The organism is Caballeronia sp. LZ029, from assembly GCF_031451275.1.
In the GTDB taxonomy this organism is placed as follows: domain Bacteria; phylum Pseudomonadota; class Gammaproteobacteria; order Burkholderiales; family Burkholderiaceae; genus Caballeronia; species Caballeronia jiangsuensis.
In genome coordinates this window covers 140,161-166,681 of record NZ_JARUXO010000004.1, presented here as the reverse complement: position 1 = coordinate 166,681, position 26,521 = coordinate 140,161, and the positions used below count along the sequence as shown (strand labels likewise).

Annotated in this window: 21 protein-coding genes and 2 pseudogenes; 2 read left to right on the top strand and 21 right to left on the bottom strand. The window is 56.9% G+C overall.

What is annotated here, in order from left to right; translation table 11 throughout:
- Positions 1-78: 78 nt before the first annotated feature.
- The 5 genes from QCE73_RS26735 to QCE73_RS26715 form a co-directional block, all read right to left on the bottom strand.
- Positions 79-1,041, bottom strand: coding sequence for a BON domain-containing protein (locus tag QCE73_RS26735; protein WP_309884319.1), 963 nt, complete (start codon positions 1,039-1,041; stop codon positions 79-81).
- A complete protein-coding gene (locus QCE73_RS26730; RefSeq protein ID WP_309884318.1) occupies positions 1,038-2,396 on the bottom strand; it encodes a CHASE2 domain-containing protein in 1,359 nt (452 codons plus the stop codon). Before QCE73_RS26730 ends, QCE73_RS26735 begins: the two co-directional genes overlap by 4 nt.
- An 871-nt stretch (positions 2,397-3,267) precedes the next feature.
- Entirely contained in the window at positions 3,268-4,119 is an 852-nt protein-coding gene (locus QCE73_RS26725; RefSeq protein WP_309884317.1) for an HNH endonuclease, read from the bottom strand.
- Positions 4,116-4,808, bottom strand: coding sequence for an OmpA family protein (locus tag QCE73_RS26720; RefSeq protein ID WP_309884316.1), 693 nt, complete (start codon positions 4,806-4,808; stop codon positions 4,116-4,118). Before QCE73_RS26720 ends, QCE73_RS26725 begins: the two co-directional genes overlap by 4 nt.
- Before the next feature lie 8 nt (positions 4,809-4,816).
- The gene (locus QCE73_RS26715; RefSeq protein WP_309884315.1) at positions 4,817-6,520 is read right to left on the bottom strand and encodes a hypothetical protein; all 1,704 of its coding nucleotides are present in this window, start codon (positions 6,518-6,520) and stop codon (positions 4,817-4,819) included.
- 873 nt (positions 6,521-7,393) lie between these two features.
- On the opposite strand from QCE73_RS26715, the gene QCE73_RS26710 reads away from it, so the two are divergent.
- Positions 7,394-8,205 (top strand): IS5 family transposase gene (locus tag QCE73_RS26710; protein WP_309884314.1). Its coding sequence is split into 2 segments (ribosomal slippage): positions 7,394-7,742 and positions 7,742-8,205, totalling 813 coding nucleotides; the frame shifts between segments, so codons are not numbered across the junction.
- A gap of 248 nt (positions 8,206-8,453) precedes the next feature.
- Here QCE73_RS26710 and QCE73_RS26705 read toward each other — a convergent pair.
- The 3 genes from QCE73_RS26705 to QCE73_RS26695 form a co-directional block, all read right to left on the bottom strand.
- On the bottom strand, positions 8,454-10,268 hold the full coding sequence (locus QCE73_RS26705) for a hypothetical protein (protein WP_309884313.1): 1,815 nt from the start codon (positions 10,266-10,268) through the stop codon (positions 8,454-8,456).
- Between the two features lie 320 nt (positions 10,269-10,588).
- On the bottom strand, positions 10,589-11,119 hold the full coding sequence (locus tag QCE73_RS26700) for a hypothetical protein (RefSeq protein WP_309884312.1): 531 nt from the start codon (positions 11,117-11,119) through the stop codon (positions 10,589-10,591).
- 90 nt (positions 11,120-11,209) lie between these two features.
- Entirely contained in the window at positions 11,210-12,295 is a 1,086-nt protein-coding gene (locus tag QCE73_RS26695) for a hypothetical protein (RefSeq protein WP_309884310.1), read from the bottom strand.
- Between the two features lie 568 nt (positions 12,296-12,863).
- On the opposite strand from QCE73_RS26695, the pseudogene QCE73_RS39440 reads away from it, so the two are divergent.
- A pseudogene (locus QCE73_RS39440) lies at positions 12,864-13,235 on the top strand (3-hydroxyacyl-CoA dehydrogenase family protein); the annotation flags it as partial.
- A gap of 380 nt (positions 13,236-13,615) precedes the next feature.
- Here the strand turns inward: QCE73_RS39440 and QCE73_RS26685 are convergent.
- The 13 genes and pseudogenes from QCE73_RS26685 to dinB all read right to left on the bottom strand — a co-directional run bounded on the left by QCE73_RS26685 (position 13,616) and on the right by dinB (position 26,398).
- Positions 13,616-14,218: a hypothetical protein gene (locus QCE73_RS26685; protein ID WP_309884308.1), complete on the bottom strand. Its 603-nt coding sequence runs from the start codon at positions 14,216-14,218 to the stop codon at positions 13,616-13,618.
- A gap of 334 nt (positions 14,219-14,552) precedes the next feature.
- Positions 14,553-16,472 (bottom strand): AAA family ATPase, encoded by a 1,920-nt coding sequence (locus QCE73_RS26680; protein WP_309884307.1) that lies wholly within the window; start codon positions 16,470-16,472, stop codon positions 14,553-14,555.
- A gap of 1,180 nt (positions 16,473-17,652) precedes the next feature.
- On the bottom strand, positions 17,653-18,114 hold the full coding sequence (locus tag QCE73_RS26675; RefSeq protein WP_309884306.1) for a DUF6088 family protein: 462 nt from the start codon (positions 18,112-18,114) through the stop codon (positions 17,653-17,655).
- Positions 18,111-19,007: a HipA domain-containing protein gene (locus QCE73_RS26670; protein ID WP_309884305.1), complete on the bottom strand. Its 897-nt coding sequence runs from the start codon at positions 19,005-19,007 to the stop codon at positions 18,111-18,113. Before QCE73_RS26670 ends, QCE73_RS26675 begins: the two co-directional genes overlap by 4 nt.
- A gap of 22 nt (positions 19,008-19,029) precedes the next feature.
- A complete protein-coding gene (locus QCE73_RS26665) occupies positions 19,030-19,353 on the bottom strand; it encodes a HipA N-terminal domain-containing protein (protein WP_238294125.1) in 324 nt (107 codons plus the stop codon).
- A 110-nt stretch (positions 19,354-19,463) separates the two neighbouring features.
- On the bottom strand, positions 19,464-19,946 hold the full coding sequence (locus tag QCE73_RS26660) for an HAD domain-containing protein (protein ID WP_238294124.1): 483 nt from the start codon (positions 19,944-19,946) through the stop codon (positions 19,464-19,466).
- Positions 19,947-20,034: 88 nt separating this feature from the next.
- Complete coding sequence (locus QCE73_RS26655) at positions 20,035-20,553, bottom strand: hypothetical protein (RefSeq protein WP_238294122.1); 519 nt, start codon at positions 20,551-20,553, stop codon at positions 20,035-20,037.
- Positions 20,554-20,578: 25 nt separating this feature from the next.
- Positions 20,579-21,688: a hypothetical protein gene (locus QCE73_RS26650; RefSeq protein WP_238294120.1), complete on the bottom strand. Its 1,110-nt coding sequence runs from the start codon at positions 21,686-21,688 to the stop codon at positions 20,579-20,581.
- Between the two features lie 22 nt (positions 21,689-21,710).
- Positions 21,711-22,556: a metallophosphoesterase gene (locus QCE73_RS26645; protein WP_309884304.1), complete on the bottom strand. Its 846-nt coding sequence runs from the start codon at positions 22,554-22,556 to the stop codon at positions 21,711-21,713.
- A 578-nt stretch (positions 22,557-23,134) separates the two neighbouring features.
- Positions 23,135-23,365, bottom strand: a complete 231-nt coding sequence (locus tag QCE73_RS26640; RefSeq protein ID WP_238294117.1) for a DUF6471 domain-containing protein — start codon at positions 23,363-23,365, stop codon at positions 23,135-23,137.
- A gap of 371 nt (positions 23,366-23,736) precedes the next feature.
- Positions 23,737-24,144, bottom strand: a pseudogene (locus QCE73_RS26635) (ABC transporter substrate-binding protein); the annotation flags it as partial.
- A gap of 31 nt (positions 24,145-24,175) precedes the next feature.
- Positions 24,176-25,075 (bottom strand): TauD/TfdA dioxygenase family protein, encoded by a 900-nt coding sequence (locus QCE73_RS26630; RefSeq protein WP_404989837.1) that lies wholly within the window; start codon positions 25,073-25,075, stop codon positions 24,176-24,178.
- 138 nt (positions 25,076-25,213) lie between these two features.
- On the bottom strand, positions 25,214-26,398 hold the full coding sequence (dinB, locus tag QCE73_RS26625) for a DNA polymerase IV (RefSeq protein ID WP_309884302.1): 1,185 nt from the start codon (positions 26,396-26,398) through the stop codon (positions 25,214-25,216).
- Positions 26,399-26,521 lie beyond the last annotated feature (123 nt).

The following is a 26,521-nucleotide window of genomic DNA, read 5'->3' as shown; positions in this document are numbered from 1 at the left end:
TGAGTCACATATAATCACAAAGTGGCTATCGATACAAACTTTGGAGAATGCTCACCTGCCGGTTGATTGCGGACTCAGTCATCGCCATTCAAGTTGATTCCAGTCTACGACTCCATTATCACCCGCTGGAAACTGGATTATCTGCTGATTCACCGATTTTACGCCCGGAATTCCCTTGACGACTCCGGCTGCTTGCGAAAGCGCCCAATAGTCTGACGCAACGCTTCCGAGACTTACGTTGCCGCCCTTCGCGTTCCAATAAAGCCCGTCAAATTGCACGCCCTTCTTTGCGAGAGCAGCCTGAATTCGCTCAGCTATTTTTTCATCACGTGCGATGGGCGGGCCGAATTCGTCGGTAACAATAAAAAATCTAGAACCAATGCCCTCGATGACGGCTTTTCCGGATTTACCAGTGATGTCTGTTGGTGTCCAAAGCGCGACGAGACGCGGCACTGAGCCGTAGAGTTTCTTTGCTTTCTCTCCGTCCAGTGTGAACAGGTGCATTGTTTCCGCGCTTCCCGCAACGGAAAAGCGATGGCTGCCCGATGGCAAACTTATACCGCTGTCCGGATAGTTTGAAAGGGCGTCGGATGTTCCGTCCCGGTCGAGCGCTAGATAATAGAAGTTCGTCAAGCCCGCGTTTTCTGAACGCTTCAGAGGAATTATCTCCGCCGGGCGGTACAGAGGTCGCTCCTCGTTCGGATGGGGAACTTCGAGGCTGGGCCATTCCTTGCCTAAGGGCACGGGGTTCCCAATACCAGCCCACTTCGCGCCACAGTTAACGTTACGCTGGACATCGGTTTCATAGAAGTGGATAAGCGCCCGCGCCGAATGACAATGACATCGCATCATGTCCTCAGCTAGCAGCGTGTCCTTCTCTTGGAGGCGCGCGGGGGCCGTCGAGGGCCCAGTGTAACGCTCACATGAAGCATTTTTTTCCCGCGGCGCCTTTTCCAAATAGGCGACCGGTTCCGCGGCGGCGGCATGCGCGGCCAGCGAAAGAAAAAACGCGGTTAAGGTTACCTTTGGAAGTGAGTTCACAATTTCGCTCCGGCGTTGCGCTTTTCTCGCCACGCGTGAAACCTCTTCAAGTGGTTATCAATTCTTCGCCCGAATATTGCATGCAAAATCAACGCAAGCCCGGCAATCAGCGCTTCGAGCCACATAATTCCGAAACCCACCATGCATATTGCGCCGAAAATTAACAAGACCAGCAGGGCGCCGGCCAACGCCCACCCATCAATCCGCTCGCGTCGTCCAGCGTGCTCCTTTTCATCGGGCGCCCACTTGTGCTTAACATATATGGCAATTAGAAAAGGGAATGCTCCTGAAACGTCCAGAAAAAACCGAACCCAAGGGTTAAATTCGTACAAGGGTTCTTTAATGAAAGTATAGGCGGCGCTTGCGTGGTACAGCACTCCAGCGCGGCGCGGACCGATTGGCGGCTGGAAAGAATCTGTTTGCACTCGATTCATGTCCTCCACGTCGCCAATGAGAACGATTTTTCCCTGGAAGTCCTCCGATGTTGCAGCGATAGCAGCCGTGGTCCACGCTAGACTTCGTTCCCGGCGCAGTTGTCCGATTTTGCTGAAGTTGCCAATCGGGTTGCTTTCTTTGGAAAGGAGAAACGAGTACACCGGAACCTCTGGCCTCGGATGTCCTTTTTTGAAGTATGCCTCAGCAAGGGCATATCCCATCGACGGCATCGACGCCCCATTTCCGGGGAAGTCCTTAGCTATACGAGCGAGGGTGTGAGTGACCTGCGAGCCAATCTCCGGAGCGCCATCAGAGGCAGACTCATTGTTCTTCGAGTGAGTTACATTGCTTGGTGCCTCGACGCGAGCAGCCATTCCTTTATTGATTTCCAAAGCCAACCACGCTTTCGGCTCGGCCTCTCTCCCCCGCCAAACGCCGAGAAAGACGGGCGTACCGTTACTTGTGACATCTCTACAGATTCGAAAGAATTCGGGGTCGTCCTCTGGGTCGTAGTATCCCCCGTTGTTGCCGGAAAAGTCGATATCAACGCCGATTGCCGCGGCTTTTGCTGCACCAAGCGCCACGATGATGTCTTCAAGAGGCTTGCGGTCTGTCTCCAAGCGGTCTGAACCCTTCTTGTTTTCGACGTGGCGAATGTCGAGCACCACGACCGGCAGCCGGCCCTCTTCCGTGACAGGTAAGAGGCGTTCGAGATAGTCAAAGGTGAGAAGCTCAGCCCACTGGGCGGCGTCCTTATGCTCGAACAGCTTTTGCAGGACAAACAGCCCGAGGGTCAAAGTTAGGACGAGTAATACCTCCCTGCTAAACCAGCGACGAAGGCGTACGCTAAGAACCGACTCGCGTGCGGCCGTCGCTCCGACATTACCGTCTTTCGACTTGTTGTTTTCGTCGTTCGCCACGACTTGTCTCCTCGAAAAGAGTTTGCGAGGGTCGTTGCTGCTGGCTTCCAGTTTGCCGATGATTCATTCTATGAGAAGACTGGTCACGAACGATAAAAATAGTTGTTTTTTTAAGGCGCTTACGGTTGTCGTTCGAGGCGCAGGGGCAAATCGCTGTTTTTTTGCCGACATTGTGTCCTGCGACGGGGTTTTCGAGGAAAGTTGCATCAGCGCCTCCCAAGTTGCTACCGCGCGCATCTGACACCGGTCGGCCATGAACCTCGACCACCCAGCGACCTATCTCGCATCGCGCGGTGTTGCACGTCAGCCCAAATCACCCTTGAGCCGGGAAAGCATCCTCTAGCCGCTCTGTGCATAGCTAGCACGTCTTCTTTCGCATGGGCCTCCGGCGACAGAATGACCACGCAATTCGGGATGCCCCGCCAGATGCGGCTTTCTCTCGCAGGCTTCGAAGTCTCGTGTGGCGCCAGAGGCTGCCCGCCGTTGCCTGCCCGCATGCCCTCCGAGAATGGACGAGCTCCGAGAGATTGCAGGATGGTCGCATCCGGTTCAGGATTCGACTGAGCGCTCATCAACTGCAGCGCCGCGTTCGACGTCGCCCCTGCAAGCCTGTGCCTCGATAGAAGAAGGGATTTACCGACAAAGTTCTGCGGCCCGCGAACGTGACTCCCGGGGACGACGTTCCATCGAGGGAAAGCTCGGCGCGTCTCTTGAGGCCTAGCGGGTCACGGCACAATCTGCATGCCGGAGACGACGGTATGGGGGCCGTTCACCCGACAAAGAAAACATGGTCCGAGGCCGGGAACGACAAGCTGCCAGACGCAGCGGGCAGCGGGCAGCGGGCAGCGGGCGGCTCTACCGTCGGTCGAACTTATTCGCGCGTCCCGTACAATCGCCGGAACTCGAGTGCATCTGGCAAGTGACGGATATGTGCATGCAGTGGCTCTTGTGCATGGCATCCGATACAGAGTGCAACAAGATTGTTGTCGCGATTATCGTTCTTCTGCCCATTGCGGTGGTGTACATGCAGATAACGCGGATGCGCACTGAGGTCCAGCGAGCAACTCTCGCATCGATACCCACGTAGACGTCTGACTGTGCTCGATATGTTTTCCCAGCCCTGTGGATAGGTATTTATCGGCGCATCATCGGACGTGTACTTCGGCTTCATAGATAGCAGGTCACGAGGGTACTTCTCGAAAAAGTCCACAAGCGTGAACCCCTTAACCTGCTCCACACGAGTCTCTTTTGCCTGGTGGTAGCCGAATCCGTTCCAAGTTATATGCACGAGGCAGTTTTGGCATACGTTTAGGCGCACGTCCTTCGGCTGAACTGTCGAGCCGATGACGTTGACCTCAAACAGTCCCGTGTCCCTGGTCGCCACTACATACCGCTCACCTCGCTCGTTCTGATGCATTTTGCTCAGCGTTGCACAAAATGCAAAGTGATACCTCGGCATGTGTTCTCGGTTTCCCATCACGTTCACATCCCGAATGTAGACGAGAACACGTCGCCCCTTGTAGCCAAGAGTTCCATCCTGCAGCACCTCAATATCGTCTGCATCGACGTCGATTCCACGGGTCTGTAGGAGTTCCTCCGTGGACAGCTCTATTTCCCGGTATTCGACTCTCTTAGCAAACGGCGCCGCGAGGGGGGCGCGCACCCGAGTTCGGAGACCATTGAAGGAGGTCCAGCGCAAGAAATCGGGGAGTTCAATACTCATTTGCTCTGCAATTTCTCAGCGATGAGGTCCATCTTCTCGCTCGCATTGGTAACAATGCGGAATTCGACCCGCCGGTTGGCGTGCTGAGCGGCTGCGGAATTGTCGCCGGACGTAAGTGGGTGTGATGAAGATAGGCCGTTAGCGGTCACGTGTTGAACCAGCCACTTGTCGTGCGGCTTTACATCGGACAGCGATAGTAGATACTCCAGCGTGCTACGCGTCCGTGCCTGCGACAGTTCCATATTTCGGAAGTACGCCGTTCTTTCGTCTGTCGTGCCAGTCCAAGCAGTGCTCGTATGGCCTTCGATACGAATCTCCTTAACCGCGCCCTCGTATTGACTCGAAGTCAGCAGGGCAACGTAACGCGGAAAGAATTGACGCAGAACCTCTTTGAATCTTGGACGCAGCTCCGACGAGCCAGTGGCGAACAATACTGTTGGGTCGTTAAACCGAATCGTCATATCACCCAACATCTCCGCATTCCATTGCTTCAGGTCCTTCGCGAACTCCTTCTGAAGCGCCAATTGCATATCCTGTTTCGTCGACTCGTACTCCTTGACCACGAGTGTCGTTGTCTTCTCGACGCGGAGCATGAAGGCAGCAGTCAAGAGCATGAACACCATCATCAAGCCGGTCATCAGGTCGGCCATCGGAATCCAGTACGACTGGTTGCTGTTTTCCCCATCCATTTCGCACCTCAAGCTGTTCCGGCCATGCGGACGACATCCCGCAGTCTGTCTGTCAACGGGCCATAGTCCGACACGAACTTCTCTGACAACGACGCCAACTGCCGCCCGAGCGACTCGAGGCTCTTCGTGAGCTCTTCTTGTAGGCCCTTGTCGAGCGTCACCACGCCTTGGCGGATGTGCTCCATCGACTTGCCGAGACTTTCGTTGACTTCACTCTGCGACTTTTTAAGCGTGCTATCAAGGAGGTCTTTTAATTCTGCCGACGAGGCCTGCATCTGGGTGCCACACGCCTTCACGACCTCGATGGCATCCGCTTGGGATTTCTTCACAGTCTCGGCGAGAATATTCTTGACGTCGCCGACAGACGCCTGCATCTGAGTACCAGACACCCTAACGATTTCCGCGATATCCGCCTGAGATTTCTGCAGCGTCGCACTCAGAAGGTCCTTCACCTCTCCGACGGAGGCTTGCATCTGAACGCCGGATGCCCTGACGATTTCAGCGATATGCACCTGGGAACCGTGCAAAGCCTCACTGAGAACATTCTTCACATCGCCGACAGTGGCTTGCATGTGATTACCTGACGCCTCGATGGCGCCTGCAACGGCGACCTGCGACTGCTTGAGCGTGGCCACCATATCGTCTTTCATCTGAGCGGCAGCTAGCTGTAGCTGAGTGCCGCTTAGCTTGACTGATTCCGAGATGTCGGATTGCAATCTTGCGACGCTCTGCTTCATCGAGTCCGTCATCTCATCGATTTTTCGAGCGAACTCCGGCGTGACATCCTTCATCTCCGTGAGAACGGCCGCCATCGAACGCTGAGACGCGTCGATTTCCTGGTGCTGGCGAACGAGACCCTGCAACGTCGTGTCCAACGCGCTGGCTACATCGCTGAACCGCGACGCGCGGTCGATGAAGGAAGCCAACGCGCCCGCCGACTGGCGCAGGTCGTCGGCCGAAGACTTTTGGAGTGCCTGTAGCTTATCGAGCTCTTCCTTATATTGCTGCTGCCAAACGACCAGATTCCCGACGGCCGCATTGAGATGCTTGAAGTTCTCACCGAACTGCTCGTTAATTTGGGCATTGAAGTCACGAATAACTTCCTTCAACGCCTCGATGAGAGCTTTGGAGCCATCTTCTGACATTCTCTTTGCGAAGGTATCAAATGAGGACCGCAACTGCTTGGATTCGTCGCCTTGTTCTTGGCGCATCAGCTTCAGCTGGGAGAGCAGGCTTCCTTCCTCTGTCCCCGATAGGCTGCGCTGGAGGGCTTGAGTCGCGGCGACAACGTCGTCCAGCGTCGCAGACTTCGGCGCACCGTCGGGCTGCGGAATAGGCTTAGTCTGGATGCCGTGTCTCGCCCGGATGAAGAGAGACCCTAAGACTCCGCTGACTGAAGCCCAGAACGCGGTTTTGACTCCTTCAAGAAGGTGGGGAACGCTTTCAGCAACATTCGACGCGTCAAAATGCAAAAGTGCAAGTGCGATGCCCAAGAAGCAGCCAAGGATGCCGACGGTCGTCAATATCTCCGGACCGTGCACCACCGCGAAGCGATTGAACCGGTAGAAGAGGAAATAGCAGGTAAGAGCAGCGTTCAGCAAAATGAAGAATGTGGTTGTCGTATCGGCAAACACTGCTGCGAACGGACTGCCCGCAACCGCGTATGGTGACAGCGCGGTGCAGACAAATGCGAGGAGGATTCGGGCTTTCATGATTACTTGGTCCCAGGTTCAGACTGATGACATGTCGAATGTGCGATTTTCGTTGGGCTGCTTGTGCGCTGGCGCTTCATTGATACTGCTCTAGCTCCTGTCTGGTTACGTCCGGAGCAAACAAAACTTGAGCACGCCGCCCTAAAGTTCGCGAGTTGCTAGCCGTAATCTGCTGGGAGGTGGTCCGAGTGCAGGGAAACTATGCCTCCAATGATGGCTCGGAGGCGCTGAGAAATCGTCGCCGCGGCACGCAATGTTCAGGTGCCGGGCCGCGAGTTATGCCGCGTTGATGCGATTCACCCGGTAATAGACTACTGAAGCGTCTCGACGTTGAGGATGTACGTGGTCCCGCGAGTTTCCGTATTGGCTGGACGACCGCTTCGTCGCAGAACGGCTTACCGTTAGTTGTCCCGCGGAGGGTGATGGTCATGCGCGGACTCGGCTGGTTATCCAAGAGTTGAGAGCGCGTCTTGACAACCCCTATTCGGGTAGTCGCCGCGCGGTGTGGGAAATGAACATCTCAACCGCGAACGTCTAGGGCAGAGGTTCATCGCACGACAGTGTTCGATGAACCGACAGGAAAACGTTGCGGCGTTCTGGCCGTGGCGGGCTGAAAGGCTGGGCAGGACTCGCATATCCCACTGACTGGCGGGATGGGTGCCCGAGCGAGGACCAGGCTGCCGCTCTGATGGCCTTTGGTTTCGCTTGACGAAAGCGAACCATTACGCGTGACGTTCGCCGTGGAGTGCCGCGAATGTCGGAGGGGTCGACAAAAACGGCGCTGGCTAAGAGGCGTTAACAAAATGAAGAAGGGGGCTGTTAACCCTCGATGAATGCTGTTAACCTGCTCATTGTTTCGACGACGAAAGGGAAATGGCTAAACCTATACTCGACGACGAACTTTGGGCACTCGTCGAACCGTTGCTGCCCCCTCCAAAACTGCGGCGCCACCGTTACCCAGGGCGCAAGCCGCTCGACAATCGTGCGGTGCTCACAGGCATCCTCTTTATCTTGCAGACCGGCCTGCGGTGGGACCTGCTACCTCGTGAGATGGGCTGCGGCAGCGGTATGAGTTGCTGGCGCCGCCTGCGTGACTGGCAGGAGGCAGGCGTCTGGGACCAGTTGCACGAGTTGCTGCTTGCGCGGCTTCGCGCCGCCGACCAAATCGACTGGTCTCGCGTCATCGTCGATTCCTCCTCAATCCGCGCTGTGGGCTCAGGTCAAAAACAGGACCGAATCCCACAGACCGCGCGCGACCCGGTTCAAAGCACCACCTCATCACCGAAGCGCAGGGCATCCCGCTCGCGGTGATACTGACCGGCGCCAACCGCAACGACGTCACTCAACTTCCAGCGCTAGTCGAGGCTATCCCGCCTATCAGCGGCAAGCGTGGCAGACCACTATCGAAGCCTCGGGTCGTTCAAGGCGACAGAGGCTACGACCACGACAAATATCGACGTCCACTACATGCCGCCGGCATTGCAACCGAAATCGCTCGGCGCGGTCAGCCTCACGGCAGCGGACTAGGCGAAACACGCTGGGTCGTGGAGCGAACCATTTCGTGGCTTCACAACTTTCGCCGGCTACGCATCCGCTTCGAACGGCTCGCGTTCATCCACGAAGCCTTCATGAAAATCGCCTGCTGCATCAGCTGTTGGCGAAGATTGAAGAACTCATTTTGTTAAGGCCTATTAAAGCGAGTGCGAGCTCAATGTCCAAAGAGCTCAAGCGCTACGTGGGCTGCTATCTGCTTGGATGGGCTGTCAATAACGGCGTTTTCGCAGTGACGGTGCTCCACGCCTCCCTTGCCAGAGACCATCCGATGCTGGCTGTAGTCGCCGGGTCAATCGCCGGAATGTTTCTAAATTTTGCGACATCACGAATTTTCGTCTTTGCGGCCCGGTAGCTGTGCTGGCCAGCGATGGCGTTCCGATTAGCCGGTATTCTGCGCCCTTGCGCAGAGCGCCCGTAGACCCCGGTTCAAAGGCTCATGTTCATAGGCGCTACCCTGTATGGCGCAGTAGCACACTTCTTCCCACGCGGTAACTTTCACACAAACAGGCCTGTTGTGCGCTTCGAACGTGAGGGTGCGTTGCGCTTGGTCGTATTCGGCCCCTTGAGGGAAAAAACAAAGCGCTCTTTTGGAATCAACTTGAAACAGCAACGCCGTGTAGCTTCTCACGAAAAATTGGAGGTCGTCCGTGAGGATGGAGTGCGTAGCCGGCCGGCCACCTGCGCCGACGTCCCATACTCGTTCAATTTTCAAAAGTGCACTGGTCACTGTTCCAGTAGCCTCCGGCGATTGGGGGTCTTTAAGGAAACTTGCGACATCGGAAATAATGGTTTCGACCACCAAATGGCGCATCCGTCTATTCATCAATCTGAGGAAGCGCGGCGAGGTCCATCCGTCTCCTGGTTGCTCGACATCGTAAGTAAGCAGGTGCCAGGTGTTCGGGGGAATGACAAACGTCACGAGCGCGTCGTCGCCGTGAGTAAGAGCCGCCGCAGTTAGTATTTCCTGAGCGAGTCTTGAGATAGCTCCGAAAATTGTGTTATCAAACACAGAGTTGTAGGAGTCCTTTGGGTCGATATCTACTTTAGCAGTGACCGCATTGCCTTCTCGGAATATAAGGACCAGACAGTCATCGCAGGTCTTCGCTGTAAATTCCATCCTTTCTAGGTAAGCGCCGACGGGGTCCGCCTCTTTCAAGCCTTTCATCCGGACGGCAGCCGTGGCGAAAGCGCGCAAGGTCCGTCCGATATTCTCTAACCCGGTGTAAAACGGCGTCCATTCGTAGTGGTTTGAGGGGTCGGCATGCCATGCGGATAAAGCGACCCACATCGCTCCCCGATAACGTCCGAGCGCACCGAGTGTCTGGCATTCCGGCGCGAACGAATTCCAAGCCGCAAACGGGTCGTATTGTATTAAGCTATCTTGACTGCTGAACAAAGACCTCATAACAGTGGCTTTTGAGTAACCCGCAATTCCGTCTGGTGACGGCGCCGCTTTTTCCGCGTGCGAGACTTCTCTCTGTAGAACGGACTCGTCACTTGCAAAAGCCAATTTTGCTATCTGCTGCCCAAAATGTCTTACCGTCAGGTTGAACACGCTGCGCCGCTCGAACGCGGCCATGAATTTCAAAATGGTTTCAGGGTGCTGCTCAACAAGAAGTTTACAAAATGGCTCATCTGCCGTTAAAAGTCGGAGAATATTATCGGCGGCATCTAGGGTGTCATTGTCCGCCTTGCTTGCTATCGCGTCTGCACTGCGCGCAAGCTCTATCGCTAGCTGTTCACGAGCCTCTGCGTTTCCTGATGAGAGGACCGCGCGACAGGCGCGCTCGTAGGCACGTCGATTGAAGCTACGGAACACAACCGGGACCAGGTGAGAATGCGCTAATATTGCAATCCCGGCTGCGGCTAACGCGACGCCCAACCACTCCCAAAAGACAGAGTAGCCCACCAGGGGAACCAGGCGGCCCTTCTGGCCAAAAATCTGCAGAACGGCCGAGGCCACGGCACAAAAGAATGCCCCGACCAAGGCGCACAGGCCTATTCGACGAGCAACCTGACGGACCGCTACCCGGAAACGGTGTTCGGCCTTGGTGAGCTGAAGGAATGTGAGGACAAGTGTTAGAACCGAGAGCGCGCTACCGAGCGATAGGAAGCTCGGAGGATGGAGGGGGTCGTACTGCGGACACTGGCCGAGCCACTGGATTCCGAAGCAATAGTCGAGGACTTGCGTCATTAGCCGCCTCCCAAAGCCGGTTCGCTTCCCGGCTAGCAGGCCAAGGTGGTGCCCGGCGGCGGGCTCTTAGCGTGACGCCGCGCCCTGTTTGTTAAGTAGCATCCTAGTCCATCAAACCAGCGCTGTCACGGTTGACCAGCAGTTCGTGGCTCACCGTCCACTCGGGCAGTGTCGAAGCCGCACTAGAGGTCTTCCGCTGTGCAGCTCGGCGATAACGGGAACACCCGTGGCATGCTGACCGTTGCGACGACGGGAATGGAGTTGTCTGTACACCGGTGGCGCCGGACGACACTGATGAGCCCCCGTAGTCGACTATGGGCCTATACCCAATGAACCTTGAGCCAGCCGGCAAGTGACGGCGCACCCATTGATTCCGCTTCGGCCAGACTCAACGGCGCGACACTCTCCGGGAAGCTAATTGAGCCCATCAAGATGTCTCGAATATCGTTCAAGCTGCGCGCATACATATCGAAAAAGATGGTTGGCCAATCGCTCTCCTGATGGAGATTCATGCGCACATGGTCGGGAGCGTAAGCAAGGGCAAGATAAAGTGGAGGCCCCTCTTCGCAGACGATATCGTTGCCCCGACAAGCCCGGTCCTTCAGCATGGAGCGCAACGCTACTATTGACGGGTAGCCGTCGTGGGCGCGAAGCACCATTTGCAACGCCTCGGGCACGGTGTCCTTGAAGCAGGCGCTGTCTTCACTTGACCAAGCGAGCCCATGTCCCCCTTCGATATCCCCGAGTTTCACATCGGAAATTTGGTTTCCGAAGCGCTGCCTGCGTATCAATTCCCAAGCGCGTTCATCTGAAAATTGATTTTGACCTGTCGCGCCGAGTCCGTCGCTCAAAGCACGAACGAGGTCCCGTGCGTGTAAAACGGCTAATGCGCTAAAATGGCAGAGAAGAGGCGAACCTTCGCGTCTTCCATCGGCACCGAGCTATTGACCATTCCGGTCTGTCGCCGCAGTAGCGTCCGGCTCACTCTTTTCCACCAGCGCGCACAGGGGCAAGTGCGCCCCGTTTTCGGAGGCCTTTACAATCAGTCTGCCAATGACACTGGCGCCGTCCGGCCGGCGGAACGCAGCGACCATAGCCTTGTAATCTAGCGCCTCGTACACTTCCATCGACAAAGGCTCCAGTGCCAAGGCTTGCATAGTCTCACTGACGAGAGCCATCACGCGGGCTCTTTCCGGTGTCCGGTTCAATCGCTCGAAAATCGAATCGAGCCAACTATCAGAGCAGTCCGATAACCGCCTTATCACCGCGCGGCAGACGTAATCGGAACCTGGCGCGTGCAGGTCTTCTGATATCAACGATATCAGTTCCTGTTCGTGCTCCTTCATCGACCCAAGAAGCTTCTGTTTCAACTCAACTTGCCGGCTGGACAGTTGTCTGTCGTGAACATACGTTCGGACGTTCAGAATCGGCTTCAGGACGTTGATTGTGCAAAAGAACATGCCGTTCGGCGCCGGAATAGGAAACGCGAGCAGTTCCCTGGGTGCTTTGGGCAGCTCAACCAGGTCCTTCATACATGTCATCCAAACGATAGACCACGCCGTAAGTGGAACCAATTCGCTGTTCAGTCTGTGGAAGTCGTATTTCCCCCTCGCTGCGTCATCTCCAAGCCCGAGGCGCTGAATCACTCGAGCGATTGTATGCTCACCCACAAAGCACCGGTACGGAAACTTCACGAGCGCAATCGCTGGTGGAAAGGTGTAAGCGATGAATTGAATTGGCACGACGGATTCCTCCCAGTCAGTAAGCGGGCTCTTGTCCGGTGCGCCAATGTAATGAAAGACGGTCAGCGACCTACGCTTCGTTCCGTACTCGGTCTTCGTTAGCACCGTCTTTCCAAGAATCTTTTCAGTTTCAGCGAGCCATCGCTTCCATCTTTCGTTGGTATGGCTGAACGCACCAGCCCGCTCCGCCCAACTTGCTAGCGCGCGGTCAACGTCTCGACAGTAGCTACTGTGTTCGTCAAAAAAACGGCCCGCAAGACCTCGCGAAAGACGTTCGTCTAACATCTTTGACTTTCCTTTTTGTTATCTAGCTGACGACGATTTGCGACGCTCATATTGACGATTCTCCCGCCCAGCGTTCGAAGGCGTCTTTCTGGCCACGTTTTTCCGTGTTCTTTCAATGACCGGCCGGTGCTTGTTTGCATATCATCGTAATCGCGCTGCGCCGCTTATTGCAACGCAAGCTGGCAGCTTTTGCCCCATTGTGTGAGAGAACGCGCACATCCAAGAAGTCGTCGCTGGCAGACGCCTCCGTCATGACACGCTGGCGACCGATGTACGCCCGGCACTGGCGCCTAGAAATGCTCTGCGACGCAGCGGGACAGCCCAAGCGAATGCGCAACACCGTTCCCGCTAATCAGGGTGACTTTCCCTTCCAATTCCGTTCGCGTGCTTCGCCCAAGCTTGTAGAATCACGACCTCCAGCATATGCGTCGCCGGGCAATCAAAACTTAAGGCGTCGCTGCAGCTTGATGGTTTGTTATTCCAACCTGCCTTGCCGACCCAATTAGACCAGCGTGTCGACAACATGACGTACCTTTGGCCGCGAATGCGCCACTTTCGGCCATACCGCGCCACATCAAAAGTGAGCCGCGATGCTGCTCCTGCGGCTTTCTCGGCAGAAGGGACGCCGGTGATGGTCATCAGTGAGTCAGATGGATTGGTAGCCCAGCGCGTTGTGGCGACGATTGTGAACACGGCGTGCGACATTGCTCAGCGCCAGATTGCTTCGCCCTAAGACATCGACTTGGCGGTGCACTTAGGTCTGGGCTACGCTAAAAGGCCACTCGAGCTCGGCGATTCCGTCTGCGCGAAGGGGATTCAGCTTGTGATTCGGAAGGTGATGACAACGCTGAGCGACCCTCGATATCGGCCATCGCCGCGGCTCGCGCGGCGCGCTCAGTTCGGAATGAGCCTGCGAGAGCTGGATACTTGTGCGTCGTGAGCCACCGCTTGTCGCAATGGACCTTCGCAGAGTCACCTTAGCCAACAGGGCGGCAGCGAGCAGAAGTCGATGAGTGCTCGGGCTAGCCAGGTTGAAGCGCGCCAACAATTCACTCCAAGAAGGGATTTCCTGACGGGCGCGGAGCGGCGGGGCATCCCTTCGAGACCCAGGCAATGACCCACTTGTCGAGAAGTGTCAGGCCTGAATTTTTCGAGAGTGGACCCAGAAACTTGTCTCGTTCATCCTTGGCTAGTACAGAGAGCGCGTAAATATAGGCGCGTCTGTCCCAAGAGCCGCTCGACATAATTTTCGTTTTCGCGAACTTCGCCCACGCCACATTTCCCGCGGTCACCGCAGCCGCAGTCGTAGAAGGCACGGAGTCACCAGTCCGGACATACTGCGCAAGCGACCTGTCCGCCATGAACACTTTGCTCTGACTGACGAGCCATTGCATCCAAAGTCGAGTAGCCTGGGCGCTGCGCGCTCAACCAGAGTGCAAGGCCAAACTTGCGCCCCTCTTTGGCGAGACGTTCGTAGGCGAGCGCGTTCTCGCTGGCCTCCTCACCCGAGCCAATCGAGCGCATGTAATGGTGAGCTTCTTCCAATACGAGAAGGGTCGGCACTGCGGCGTGTTGACCACGCCGGAACAGCTCATGTGCAAATAGCTCGAGCAGTGACCGGAGTATGAACGGAGTCAGGTCATGCGAGACACGGCGCATCTTGACGATATGGACGCGCCAGTCCGACTCCGCGTTGCAGAAAATGCGGTCGACGAGCCGAGTTGACGCGCCGACCCGTGAGCCAGGGTCTGGACCACCTGCGACATCGACAACATCGGTGAACATCGGGTCGTCGATAAAGCGATGAGTGCGTGTAATGAGCGGAGACACGTTGGAATAGTGAAACGCAGACCTTTCCACACCAGCCCGGGCGTTCGGCTGGAGGGAATGGCTTTCAGCGACGAGCGCTCCCAGCGCGGCCATATGTGGCCAGGCGCATTGCTCGCAATTGCTAGTTGACGAGATGGAAATTGCGGAGGGCAAATATTTGGAAGTCGATGAATCTTGACGGAGCTCGAGCAAGAGGATACTGATAGCGCCCGTGACGGCGGCGCACCTGCTCCTGACCTCGACCGACAAGGCGATTATGGTCTCATCGTTGCTGTTTCATTTGGGATGAGTTGTAGGTTGGACAGGTGCCGACGGGTCTACCGTACACAACGGGCGCGCGCTAGTCGACGAGCCTAATTCATTGGCAGAAATCGCTGCGAATAATCCGCCGCCGACCTGGTTCGACTAATTTTCGTAGATACCCGACTCAGGGAATTTGCGGCACCTCTTCGGCGACCTCCGCTTGGGCCTCGGCATGCGGCTCGACACCAAGTGCCTCTTGCCAATTGGAGTCGACCAAGTGGTGCGACTCTCTCACCACGAGTCCCTTGATTCTCTTGCTGTCGCCTTTGAGAAAGCGGTGAATCACCGGCAGAAGCGATTGATAGGCTGTCTTCCCATGACACTGCGCTAGCGTCAAAGGGGTCTTCCCGTCCTCCGGGAGAAAGCATTTTACATTTGGTGCCTTCTGAGGGAGTGCTGAAGCCTGCCTCAACGCGACCTTCTTCTTCATTCGTTCCGCGTCATAGATATCCCTTTCAATCACCTCGCGAGCTTTTCGAACGCTGTGAATGATATCGTCACGCTTGAGAGCTATCGCTTCGGCTAACATCAGCTCGACCATCGGGGGCGATACTGCACCCGCTAGCGCTTCGAGCAAATGTCCTGGCTGGATAAAGGAGTGTTCGATATCGTTTTCAGGTGTAAAGACCTCTTCAATACGCGGGTCGCCTTCGCTCTTGCGCCAGTTTTCGAAAAGGCCCGCTTCAAACGCCATCTCCTCGACAGTCCGAAAGTCCCGGTCTCGATGGATGATAATCTTTACATCCGGACGCAACTCGCAGAGCAATAGTGCTAGTTGGCGCGCACTAGGGAGATTGGCACATCCGTTATATGAAAAACAGGCGAAATCCTCAGCGCCGTTGGCTTTTGCAAAGACCTTAACGCACTCCGTATCGTTGTCTTCCGTGAGTAGGATAATCTTGTTTGCTGCCTTGAACGCCTCGGCGCCTACAGTGAGGGCCCCCAACTCCATGAGCAGAGGAATGGCAGGACGCCCGCCAGGGTCTACCTGGACGATGCTGCCCTTGTCCAACCAGAGCACAGACGCCTCGGAATCGTCAAGCAGCAGTTGGATGAGCTGCGGTGAGTGAGTTGCCAGAACAATCCTAGTGTTGGTCTCTCGCGTCAAATTCCGCAGCGCCTGATGCAAACGGACTTGGCTATCCGCGTGCAGGTGAGCGTCCGGCTCATCCAACAATAGCAACGGCGGGCTGTAAAAGCATGCATAGGCAAGAATCTGTATGACCTGCAACATGCCCGTTGATGCCATGTCTATTGGACAGCGCTGGTCTAGGTACTCAAGGAAAACATTCACGTACCGGTCGCGATTGCTATCGTGGGAGATATAAATCCTCGCGCCTGGATAGCACTCATCCAGCAAGCTGGAGAAGACGCGCCAAGGTGCGTCCTGCGGCAACTGGTCAATCTCTTTCATACCGTGACACCAGGCGACCACTGTCGCCTCGTCCATGCCCTTCCGAAGCAAATGGTCCAGTAGGGAACGCAAATATAGATTCGCATCGCCATGCATCGCGGATGCATCTAAGGCTCCGCGTGTCCTCCATTCTTCCCGCAAGGGAATACCAGAAAGTCCGGGAGCGAAAATGCAGAAGGGACGGTCTCTGTCGCCAAGTGGTGCAATCAGCTGCTTGTCTCCATCAAATGTCAAAGCGAGGTTTGCGTTCTTCCCTCGCGTGACTTGCACCGACAACTTTGAAGTTGACGACGTACCATCGTCTTCAATCCGTGTACATGTGTAGCCCATTCCGAACGATTTCGTTTGGTTTGCAGGTCCACCGTGCCTGAGTGAGAGCAGCATTTCCGTCGGTCGATAGGACACAGCTTCGTTCGACAAGGTGCCGAGGTGCTCAATCCTGCCGCCCCGCTTCTCTCCTTTAAAACAAGCCTGCATCATCGAAACGCAAAGTTGCGCTCCCTGAAGAATGCTGCTTTTTCCGCTTGTGTTGCCGCCGACAAGGGCGGTCAAAGGCTTAAGTTCAATCTCTTGACTTTTGATTCTTTTGAAGTTCTCGATGTGAATCTTGTCGACGCGGATATGAGACACGAGGGCCCCCTCAGTGACGGAGTTCGTATAATATCCACCGGGGTTGACGGACACAATAAGACGGCGCGGGTCTCACGGCAACACTCCATGTTGCTTTCCTCTCGACTGCCCCGACTTAGTGTTGCAAGTTTTAGGCGACTGCGGGCGCAGCGGGTCGGCGCGCTTCGCCGCTGAAGCGGGCGAGCGGGAGGCCCTTGAGGCGATGGAAGCGCATGATTGATGTTGCCCGCAAGACGCGGCAAACTGGCCCCTACTCGCGCCACCCGATGCCCCGAAGGGTTGAAGTCAGGAAATCCATACCCATCCGCGCGGACTCTGGGCAACATTACGAGACGTGCGATTACGCCCCGCGCGCTCAACACGCGCGGGGCTTTCAAAGCAGAAACGCCCAGCAAAACGCCATGTCATTCTGCACAGACGCGCGGAGCTTAATCAAACGCCGCATCGCGAAGCGCATTATCGCGACCGCATCGCCACCGTCACCGACTTCGCCAGATTCCGCGCCTTATCGACCTCAAAGAATTGCACGGCGCTAATCTCGGGCAGCGCGTCTGCGCAGAAGCAAGCGGCGTTGAACGTTTCGCGCGTTGCCAAGACCTAGGCGGGCGAAGAGCGTCACGACCACGTCAAGGCGTCGTCGTAACTCGGAGGAATGCTTGGCTCGACTGGAAGACACCGCGTATATGTGCCGGTCCAGCGCCGGACATGTAAGTCCGAATCTTTATCGGTTCAATGAACATGGAAACGAGTTACAGCACTCTGGCGACTTGCGGTCGCCCATGGCTGCACTTACGGTGCTCGCCAGAGTCGGGACAATGCTTTTCATTGCGGCAATCCGGCTGCGAACAACTTGCGTGCGATAGCGACGACGTCGTCGTCCGCATCGATGGGAATCGGCGAGTGCGTTGCAAAGGCCACCCCCTCGCGAACGAATGTCGCTCTCGCGGCTCCGTCTTTGATTTCGATATCGAACCGCATCGTGAGTCTGCCGTCGTCGCGCACAAAGATTGTTAGCGCGTCTGCATGAGGGTACGGACCCGGCGGCTCGACTTTGAGCAATGCCCGAGCCGCGCGCTCCCAGAGGTCTTCTCCTGGGATAGGCGTATACCGTCCTGTGGCGACAAGGGGCATCGCTGCAGCGAGGTCGTGCGCAAGATATGCTCCGCCGTGTACGCGGACTTCAGTCATCGGAGAACCCTCGCTCGTAAATAACGGCGCGAGAGCCGACTGCTATTCGACGAGTTATGCGGCGCCGGCCTGTGTTCACAACGGGCTGCACTGGGACTTGCGTTGTCTTACCGCTGTTGTATTCACGCGCTGCACGCCCAACCGAGACGTCGACACCTAGCTTTCTGAAGGTGTCTGCCGCTATCTCTTCGAACGTCGCGGCTGGTGTCAGCGCTCCGGTGAAACTGTTGACACGGGTCTTCGCGTACACGCCCATACTCACGCGGATGAGTTTCTTTTCACGAACAAGCCTTGCGAGCACCCGCCCGACCTGCGCGCCACTTCCCAAATGCGCAACTTCAGCGCGCAGAATCACAACGTCACTGTGAGCGAGGAACCGGGCGACTCGGTCGAGGGTTGTCATTTGTTGCCTTCGTCGCTCTCGAGATTTTCCGCCGAGCGATGCGACAGTCATGGAAGTTTTCGGCGAAGTTCGGGACTCGCTATGTCATCAATGTCTCGAAACGCTGACGCGACTTTCTCGATGTCGCTGGCACTTACGCCGCATTCCTCGAAGTGCTGTCGCCAGTCGCGAACCACGTTCCACGCCTCAGCGATGTACTCGCATGCGAGTTCTTCAGAGAGCCAAAACTTTTCGTGCCACGAAATAGCGTTGTCAAGCGTTGCCGCTCTCCCGTGTTCGCCAACTTGAAGGTGGAGAAATCGCTCGAACGCAAAACTTGGCCGCGGTACGACGTCGAAGCAAGGACTCAACTGCCAAGTTTGAAACGCGTTGTTGTACACGTAGCCGGTGTTTCGAAGATGGCTGTCGTCGTTGGTAACGAAAATGTCGACGAGCATCCTCTTGTAGAGTTGCGCTGCATCATCCGTTCCGACAACCGTGCGACTTTGCTCAAGTCCAGCGGTCGCGATGTCAGCATACGAAGCGTGACGCGCCTCGAACTCCGAGAATGCCGCCATGCTCAGGGCGCTGATGTAGAACGCCCGTTGTTCAACCCGTCCGTCACCCGGTCCGCCTGAATATTGCTCTGGACCCGAGGTATGCGATTTCCGATGACCCGGAGGCGACCAGAAGCGGTCAAATCGCCGCGACAAAAAGACCCGGCGGTTACCTGTCGAGACTGTTTTCAGTTCGGGCACGCGAACACCGGTCCTTGCGGCAAGCGTTAGCGTCGCTAGCTCAACGCTCGGGACATCGAACGAGTCACTCTTCGTCGGAAACTTCGACACCCACAGCACGCCGTGCTCGTCGCGAAACGAGGCTTTCGGCCGAGCTCCGCCGAGCCCGGCGCCTTGTGTAAAGACTACCTCTAACGCAGCAGGCAGCGGACGTTCATCGTCAATCAAGGACGCTGCGTCTGCGAGTTGTTCAAGGTCGGACGGACTCGTCGACTTCGTACGGTTCCGTAGTTGCCTCGAATCGGAAGTCGAGCGCTCCCGCTCGGTGCGGTCCTGCGTTCAGCAGGTACTGCGCTTCCGCGAGGCCATTTAATGGTGCACCAAGCTTGCGCTCAATCACGCGGCGGCCGAAAGCATCGGGCGTTGAGTCGCGAAATGCACCGAAGAGCGGCAGCTGGTTCGCGGGCGCTCTTGGCTTGCTCGGCTTGAGCGACTTCCCGGAGAACGACAAGCTCACTGGGTCCAGTTCAACTCGATTCGTGAGGGCGAGATATTCCTCGTCGTAGTCGAACATCGACGGCATCTGTCCGGTTGCCTGCGCAGTCATAATAAGCATACCGCACCGAGTCCAACGGCCATCAAGATGGGCCAGAAACGATATGTTGCTGGTAACAGACATACGTTTCAACCGAAAGTCGATTTGAGCTTGTCCGCAAGCTTGATACGTACCGCGGGTTCGCTAATACCGAGCATCTCATCTGTTGCAACCAGACGGTCAATGCACCACGTGGGCCAGCCTTCTATCTCGTCATCAATCGCCAGCCACCGTTCTGGCTTTCGGCGAAGTACGTCGGACCAGATTTGGATACCTCGAGACTCCGCTGTGAATGCTTCACGGTCCATACGACTATGAAACGTAGCACCGACGACTCGCCTACGAAGGCCCGGCGGCAGATGACCTGAGACACGGGCGATGCTTCCTCGATACGTGGTAACCCAGGACGTACTAAGTACGATTCTGACCATGGGGTATTCGGACAGCATCTTGTCGAGCAGCGGAGCATGTTCAAATAAATGATGTCCCGGGCAGTTGAATAGGTACGGACCAATGCCGCGCTTGGTGTAGACCGCACCAGGATGTAACGTCGAATCGAAATCGACGTACAAGACATTTCCTCCGCGATGTCTTGGCGGAGGAACTTCGAACGTGGGCCCGGGAAGTCCTGTCAGCATGTCGCCATCCACAGCAGCGTCTTCATTGCGCGGCCGCCCAAGGATTCGTTGACTCGCTTCGCGCACGGAGCAGAATGCGATGAATCAACATCATCACATCGTCGGAAGCCTCCAAGGGTATGCGCCGGACGCTTTGTTGAGAGCCGTCCTCGAAGTGCAACGTCGCATACGCGTGACTGTTATCGACCCGTGCGTCAACTCGAGCGAATGGAACGACTCTGCCAATCGAGCGAAGTGAGACGAACATGGTTACAGAGTCATGCGGGAACTCCGGCGCAGCGTATTTCTCGACGCAGATTTCAAGGAGCTTTACGACTTCGTCAAGTGTTTCGAACTGGGGCGCACCAAACGCATAGACTCGACCTTCCACCATGCAAAGGCATTCCGATGTATCAGTAACTGCAGGGACATTGCCGTCGAAGATTTCGAGCGTGATAGACGGCAAGGCTTCAGTGTCCGCATCGAGGTCTCTATGCACCTCGTCGTCTGCGACGAAAGTTCGTTCGGTTGCGACGGGCTCACTTGTAACACTCGTGACCACGATGTCCTCCTTGCTGCGCTAGCTATCAAGCTTTCTTTGCAGCCAAGCGTTTCAGATATTCGAAGGCGACCTTCGCGACAGATACAATGTCCTCCGCTCCGCAACGCAACGTCTCATTCACGTCTGTCGTATCGCCAAGAGGCCAAGCAGCGAATATTCTCCATCCGCCGTCTACACGATGGACGCAAACCCTTCCCTCGAAGACGGTGCCCGATTCACCCTCAAACGACTTCTCGATGAAAGCGGTAAAAACATTGACTTGTGGATACGGCGCAAAAGGATATTCGAAGCCGAATTCGGTCAGCGTCGCTCCTGCACGACGCCAGAGTGGCATGCGTGGGTCCAGCTCTGCGGCTACGCGGTAGAGCGGCTCTGCCTCAAGGAGTGCCTCTTCGTGCTGTCCCTCGAAAAATTTGACCACAGTTCTCATGGACTCTTGGGCCCGCACCATCGCGGAATTACGAACTCGTCTGTAGTCTTTAATATAATCGAGCATTTCTATTGGACGGCGGCCACCTAAGTGGCCCCATTCTGTAAGCAAGAAGTCCAGCCTAGAAGACGCGTCTACAGGCTGAACCAATCGGGAGACGGACTGAAGGCGTTCAGCGTTGATTCGCGGATTTGCGAAAATGCTCGGATAGTACGAGACTCCATCAACGCAGATGTCAAAAATGCTGCCTTGCGCTACTAGGCCGTCGAGCTGCTCGGCTGTGATGGACAGCAGGCGAAGAAGCAACTCGCGCGAAATGAGCGTGCCGTCTTCGAGCATGCCTCGCCGACTGCGCAGCACTTCATCCTCAATGCACTCTTCGTTCAGCTCGCGAACGTCAGGCGCGAAATCGCCCTCGAACATATAGTCCAAATTCGCGTCGCGCCCGGCAAGAAGTACAACCGTCTCCGCAACCGACCTGTCGTATTGCTCATCGTAATTGGAAGTGACGCCAAAGTGGGACGGAGCATGAAGCGATTGGGAAAGACCGTCGTCACGAAAACGAACCTCGCAGCGCCAATCGACCTGCGGCTCAACACGTCGCAGTTCTTCCGCTTCAGATATGTCGGCGCATCCCGATATCAGTAGCACCTCAGCGTCAGGGTCAAGCGTGCTGAGCTTTGCAATCAAACTGGAGACCTTCACGGACCCGCTCCCCTATGGTCATCTACCTAGCCGTTTCTGATTCGGACGTGTCTATCAGGCACGCGAACTGGAAGTTCTCGTTCTCAAGTCTCAGTTTCGTGATGTCCGCAAGCATGAAGCGATTGCTCGCATAGCCGGCAGGATTGGTCACAACTCGGCACTTGCCGATTCTGTAATCAAAGCTGTCGTGCACGTGCCCGTGGAACCAAAAATTCGCTTGTGCAACGAGCTCGGATAGGTCGTTGACGAACGCTGCGTTTAAAAGGTCAGCCTCCGGACCAAGAAACCCTCTGCTTGGGCCTTTGTATCTTGGATGCGCTGACAGCGGGTGCACACCGTGGTGCGTCACAACGACAGTGAGTCCGTCGTAGAATGTGGCGAGTTGGTCCGAGAGCCACGCATACGACTCGCGATGTTCGTACAATGCATCCGCTGGGAGAAATCGCTCGCCAGCCCCATATCGAATCTTCCGGTGGTCATTCAAGAATCGCTGCGCCTGCTGCATGGCGCTCGCCCGGAGGTCCACGCCGTACAGCCGATAATCGGTCCACAGCGTGCAGCCGAGAAATCGCACACCGCCGAAATCAGCTACGTCCCGTTCCAAGAAGCGTACAGATGTACCGTCGGCCCGCTCACGCAACTGAGCAAGCGTGGTCGCAAAGTCGCGGCTGTAGAACTCGTGATTTCCGGCGATGAGTATCACCGGCACGGGCCAGTCTGCGAACAGCTCGATGGCGTCGGCTCCCGACGCTATGTCTCCTGCGAGCACGAGCACGTCCGCTCCGTGAGCCGGCCTGATAAGCGTCTCCCCAGGAAATGGCGACGCGAGAAACTCAAGATGTAGGTCGGAGGCAAGTTGAATCTGCATCGTCCAGTTGCCGCAATCGTCTACCGGAGGAGACTGTTGTCTTTCGTGCTAAGAGCAACGCGACATCTCGCCATCCGGGTAAATCGCGAGAAGTGCCACTTCCCGTCTGCCGGCCCGCTTTGCGCCACAAAACGCGTAAGCGCATCGCCTAGCGATACGTCAACTCGACGCGCCAGAACTCAGACAATTACCTGCGCTGGGGTCCGAATTGCGTCGCATAATCGCTGCGTCGAGAGGGCCAGCATCGTTACCAGAGCGCAAAGCACTAATCGAACCTTAGGTATGAGGACAAATCGACGTTCCTGTTTTATTCCGGCCGAAATCTCTATATACGCCATCTTAGTCGCATATATGACACTATGCAAATGCTTAACAGAATGGGGTACTTGGGCCAGTTCGAGGACCAGGCACGAAGCCACCAGGTCATTTCTTTTTCGCGGTGGGCCGCGTTGCTGTCTTAGACGCTGCGCTCGAATCAATGTCTCGAACGCATTCCAAAAGACTGTGGTGACAAGAATGCGGAGGAGAATTGAGGTCGGCTGGTGCCGATGCAGTCGAGACGATTTGGTCGGCTCGGGTTATTTCACTACGGTCATGTCGATGCGGGCTTCAGCCCGACCTAAAGCTTTCATGCACTGTAGATAGAACGCAAAACTAAAGCTTCCGCGGGAAAGCTTGCTTGCGATGGACCTCTCGGTTTCTGCCACACCGATTTGCGCTAACAAACCTGCCAGATGACGGTAGCTAATGTCTTGCCGAACAAGTTCGGCGCGGAGCACGGCTCTAGCCGTTTGGTACCAGTCAGTCATGCGCCAAGTTTGTAAGTATAAAGCTGGATTATTCCGCGCCGCAGACAGGTCGCGTTTTAAATCGCACATTCGCGATTTTTTAGTTATAAATGCGCGCAGCCACTGTTACCGTGTCATCCACCCATCCCGGCTCCCCGAGGCTAACCGCCCCGTCATGCTAACGCGGTGAGCCCGGGCGAATTAACGAACATTTCACAATGTGGAAAAAAAGGTTGCTCTCTATTTCGTTACAATAGCCGGCCTCCGGGCAATAATGTGAGTCATTCTCACATTTATGCTCCACGCGGACCCCGCTGGTCGGTCGGTTTCGAGGGCTCTTCAAAATTATGGGATGCGGATTACAGAATTATGGGGAAGAGTTGCAGACTGCGGGCGATGGTCTTCACGCGCGGATCGTTCGATACGAGGTAATACGGAAAATTGCCGAGCGACGCGACGCCCTTCACGTTCTGCCGTCCGTGCGTGCGATCCCAGATCGTCAGCAAGGGACCGACGCCCGCCGCCGCGATATCGACCGAGCCGGACAGGAGCGCGTCGTTCACGCTCGATCCGCCCGACAGCTTCGCCCAGTCGACCTTGATATCGAGACCTTCCTTCTTGCCTTCCTGCTCGATAAACTTCTGATCGCGCGCGACATTGAGCAGCAGATACACGACGCCGAATTGCTCGGCGATGCGCAACGTACCTTCGGCATGAACGCTCGCCGACGTGATGCCGAGCGACACCGCGAGCGCGGCAACGAAGGCGCGCAGCGCGCCCTTCCCTGATCGAGAATGCATCGAAAACCCCGTAAATCAAGCGATATTGTGTTTAGAAAGGCGCGTCGCCTTCGATGGTCGTGCGATACAGCTTGCGGCGCTGATCGTCCGGCGTGCCTGCCGCGAGATGCATGACCGAGCGGTTATCCCAGAACACCATGTCGCGCTCGCGCCATTGATGGCGGTAGATGAACTCGGGCTGCGTGCTGTGCGCGAAGAGTTCCGCGAGCAGGGCGCGGCTTTCGTCTTCGGGCAAGCCGATCACGCGCGTGGTGAAATGCTCGCTGACGAAGAGCGCGCGGCGTCCGGTTTCCGGATGCGTGCGCACGATCGGATGCGTGACCGGCTTGACGTGCGCGATCTGCTCCGCCGAAAGATTGGGCCGCCACGGGCTGCGTTGTTGCAGCTCGGCGTATTTGGCGAGATACGTGTGCTCGGCCGCGCGGCCCTCGATCGCATCGCGCAGATGCGCGGGCAGCGCATCCCACGCGAGATGCTGATTCGCGAAGAGCGTGTCGCCGCCGAGCGCGGGCAATTCCTGCGCGTGGAGGAGCGACCCGAGACTGGGCTTCTCTTTGTACGAGAGATCCGAATGCCAGAAATGGCCTGCATCGCCGAGGCCGATCGGCTTGCCGTTCTCGACGATGTTCGACACGATCAGCACTTCCGGATGCCCCGCGAGCCCGAACTGATGCAACACGTGGATCTGCAACGGGCCGAAGCGCTTGCTGAACGCGACCTGCTCGTCGGGCGTGATGCGCTGATCGCGAAACACGAGCACGTGATGATCCAGATGCGCACGGTGGATGCGCGCGAAATCGGCATTCGAGAGTGGCTTCGACAGATCGAGTCCGATCACTTCGGCGCCGAGCGGCGCGTCGAATTGGCGAATCTCGATGGATTGATCGGCGGCTTCGCCGGATGCGGCAAGTGAAGCGGGAGCAGTCTGAATCGTCACGGTCGAATCGATAACCTCGGGGAAGCTATCAATCTAACGCGCGGCGATTCAGCCGGCAACGAAGGATGCGAGCTTTCGTTATGCGCCGGTGCGATAAGGGTTTGTCAGAATCGATACGACACGCCGATCTGCTCAGTCGCCGCCCGCGTCGAACGGCAATTCGACCTGCACCGGCTCGACAAACCCGCTTTCATCGCGCCCGGCGAGCGCACTGACGCGCACGCCAAGCAGCCTGATCCGGCGATCGAGCACGATGCGCTTCAAGCATTCGGTCGCGGCCCGGCGAATCTCGACGGGATCGGCGATTGCGACAGGCACGGTCAGATCGCGCGTCACGGTGCGGAAATCGTCGAAGCGCAGCTTGATGCCCACCGTGCGCCCGACATAGCCCTTGCGCAGCAAATCTTCGGCGACACGCGTGCACAGACCCGTGAACTCCGCCGAGAGCGTCGCGCGATCCTGCTTCGGATGAAAGTCGCGCTCGAAGGTGGTTTCGCGGCTCATCGACTTGGGCGTCGAACTCACGACGACGGGCCGCTCGTCCTGGCCTTGCGCGATGCGCGCGAGCCACGCGGCATACGTGCCGCCGAAGTGCGTTTGCAGGAATCCGGGATCGGCGGCGGCGATATCGCCCACGGTCACGATGCCGAGCGCCGCGAGCTTTTCGCTCGCCTTCGGGCCGATGCCGTTCACCTTGCGCGCGGCGAGCGGCCAGATGCGCGTCGGCAGGTCGTCCATCGTGAGGATGGTGAGGCCGTCCGGCTTGTCGAGCTCGGAGCCGATCTTCGCGAGCAGCTTGTTCGGCGCGATGCAGATCGAGCACGTAAGTCCGGTCGCGTCGTGCACGGCGTCCTTCATCCGCTGGCCGATATCGGCCGGCTCACCGGGGAGATCGCTGACGTCGATATAAATCTCGTCGATGCCGCGATTCTCGATCTGCGTCGTGAATGTCGCGACGGCCGCCTTGAACAGCCGCGAGTAATGGCGATAGGACTCGAAATCGGTCGGCAGGAGGATCGCGTCGGGCGCGAGTTGCGCGGCCTTCATCATGCCCATCGCGGAAAAGACGCCGAACTTGCGCGCCTCGTAAGTGGACGTGGTCACGACGCCGCGCCCCGCGTAGTCGCGCAGACGCCTGAAGCGGCGCGAGCCGTCGGCCAGCGTTTCGGGCGTGGCGCTGCGGCCGCCGCCGACCACGACCGGCATGCCGCGCAGTTCCGGATAGCGCAGGAGTTCGACCGATGCGAAGAACGCATCCATGTCGAGATGCGCGATGCGGCGCGGTGCGGGTGCGTTTGCGGGAGACGGCGTGTCCATCGCGGCGATCAGAGTGTCGCCGCGCGACGAGACGCGCTCAAAGCGAAATCGACAGGAACGAACGCACCGAACATGCTGAGGCAGTGCCGCCAGGCAATAAAAATGGCTTACTGTACATCCATA

What these genes read in the sequence shown, in the direction of transcription:
- dinB (WP_309884302.1), bottom strand. Translation starts at nt 26,398, where the DNA reads ATGGACACGCCGTCTCCCGCAAACGCACCCGCACCGCGCCGCATCGCG.
- QCE73_RS26725 (WP_309884317.1), bottom strand. Translation starts at nt 4,119, where the DNA reads ATGAGTATTGAACTCCCCGATTTCTTGCGCTGGACCTCCTTCAATGGT.
- QCE73_RS26685 (WP_309884308.1), bottom strand. Translation starts at nt 14,218, where the DNA reads ATGGCCGCGCTGGGAGCGCTCGTCGCTGAAAGCCATTCCCTCCAGCCG.
- QCE73_RS26715 (WP_309884315.1), bottom strand. Translation starts at nt 6,520, where the DNA reads ATGAAAGCCCGAATCCTCCTCGCATTTGTCTGCACCGCGCTGTCACCA.
- QCE73_RS26665 (WP_238294125.1), bottom strand. Translation starts at nt 19,353, where the DNA reads ATGTTCGACTACGACGAGGAATATCTCGCCCTCACGAATCGAGTTGAA.
- QCE73_RS26640 (WP_238294117.1), bottom strand. Translation starts at nt 23,365, where the DNA reads ATGACTGACTGGTACCAAACGGCTAGAGCCGTGCTCCGCGCCGAACTT.
- QCE73_RS26645 (WP_309884304.1), bottom strand. Translation starts at nt 22,556, where the DNA reads ATGCAGATTCAACTTGCCTCCGACCTACATCTTGAGTTTCTCGCGTCG.
- QCE73_RS26705 (WP_309884313.1), bottom strand. Translation starts at nt 10,268, where the DNA reads ATGACGCAAGTCCTCGACTATTGCTTCGGAATCCAGTGGCTCGGCCAG.
- QCE73_RS26675 (WP_309884306.1), bottom strand. Translation starts at nt 18,114, where the DNA reads ATGACTGTCGCATCGCTCGGCGGAAAATCTCGAGAGCGACGAAGGCAA.
- QCE73_RS26695 (WP_309884310.1), bottom strand. Translation starts at nt 12,295, where the DNA reads ATGTTAGACGAACGTCTTTCGCGAGGTCTTGCGGGCCGTTTTTTTGAC.
- QCE73_RS26720 (WP_309884316.1), bottom strand. Translation starts at nt 4,808, where the DNA reads ATGGATGGGGAAAACAGCAACCAGTCGTACTGGATTCCGATGGCCGAC.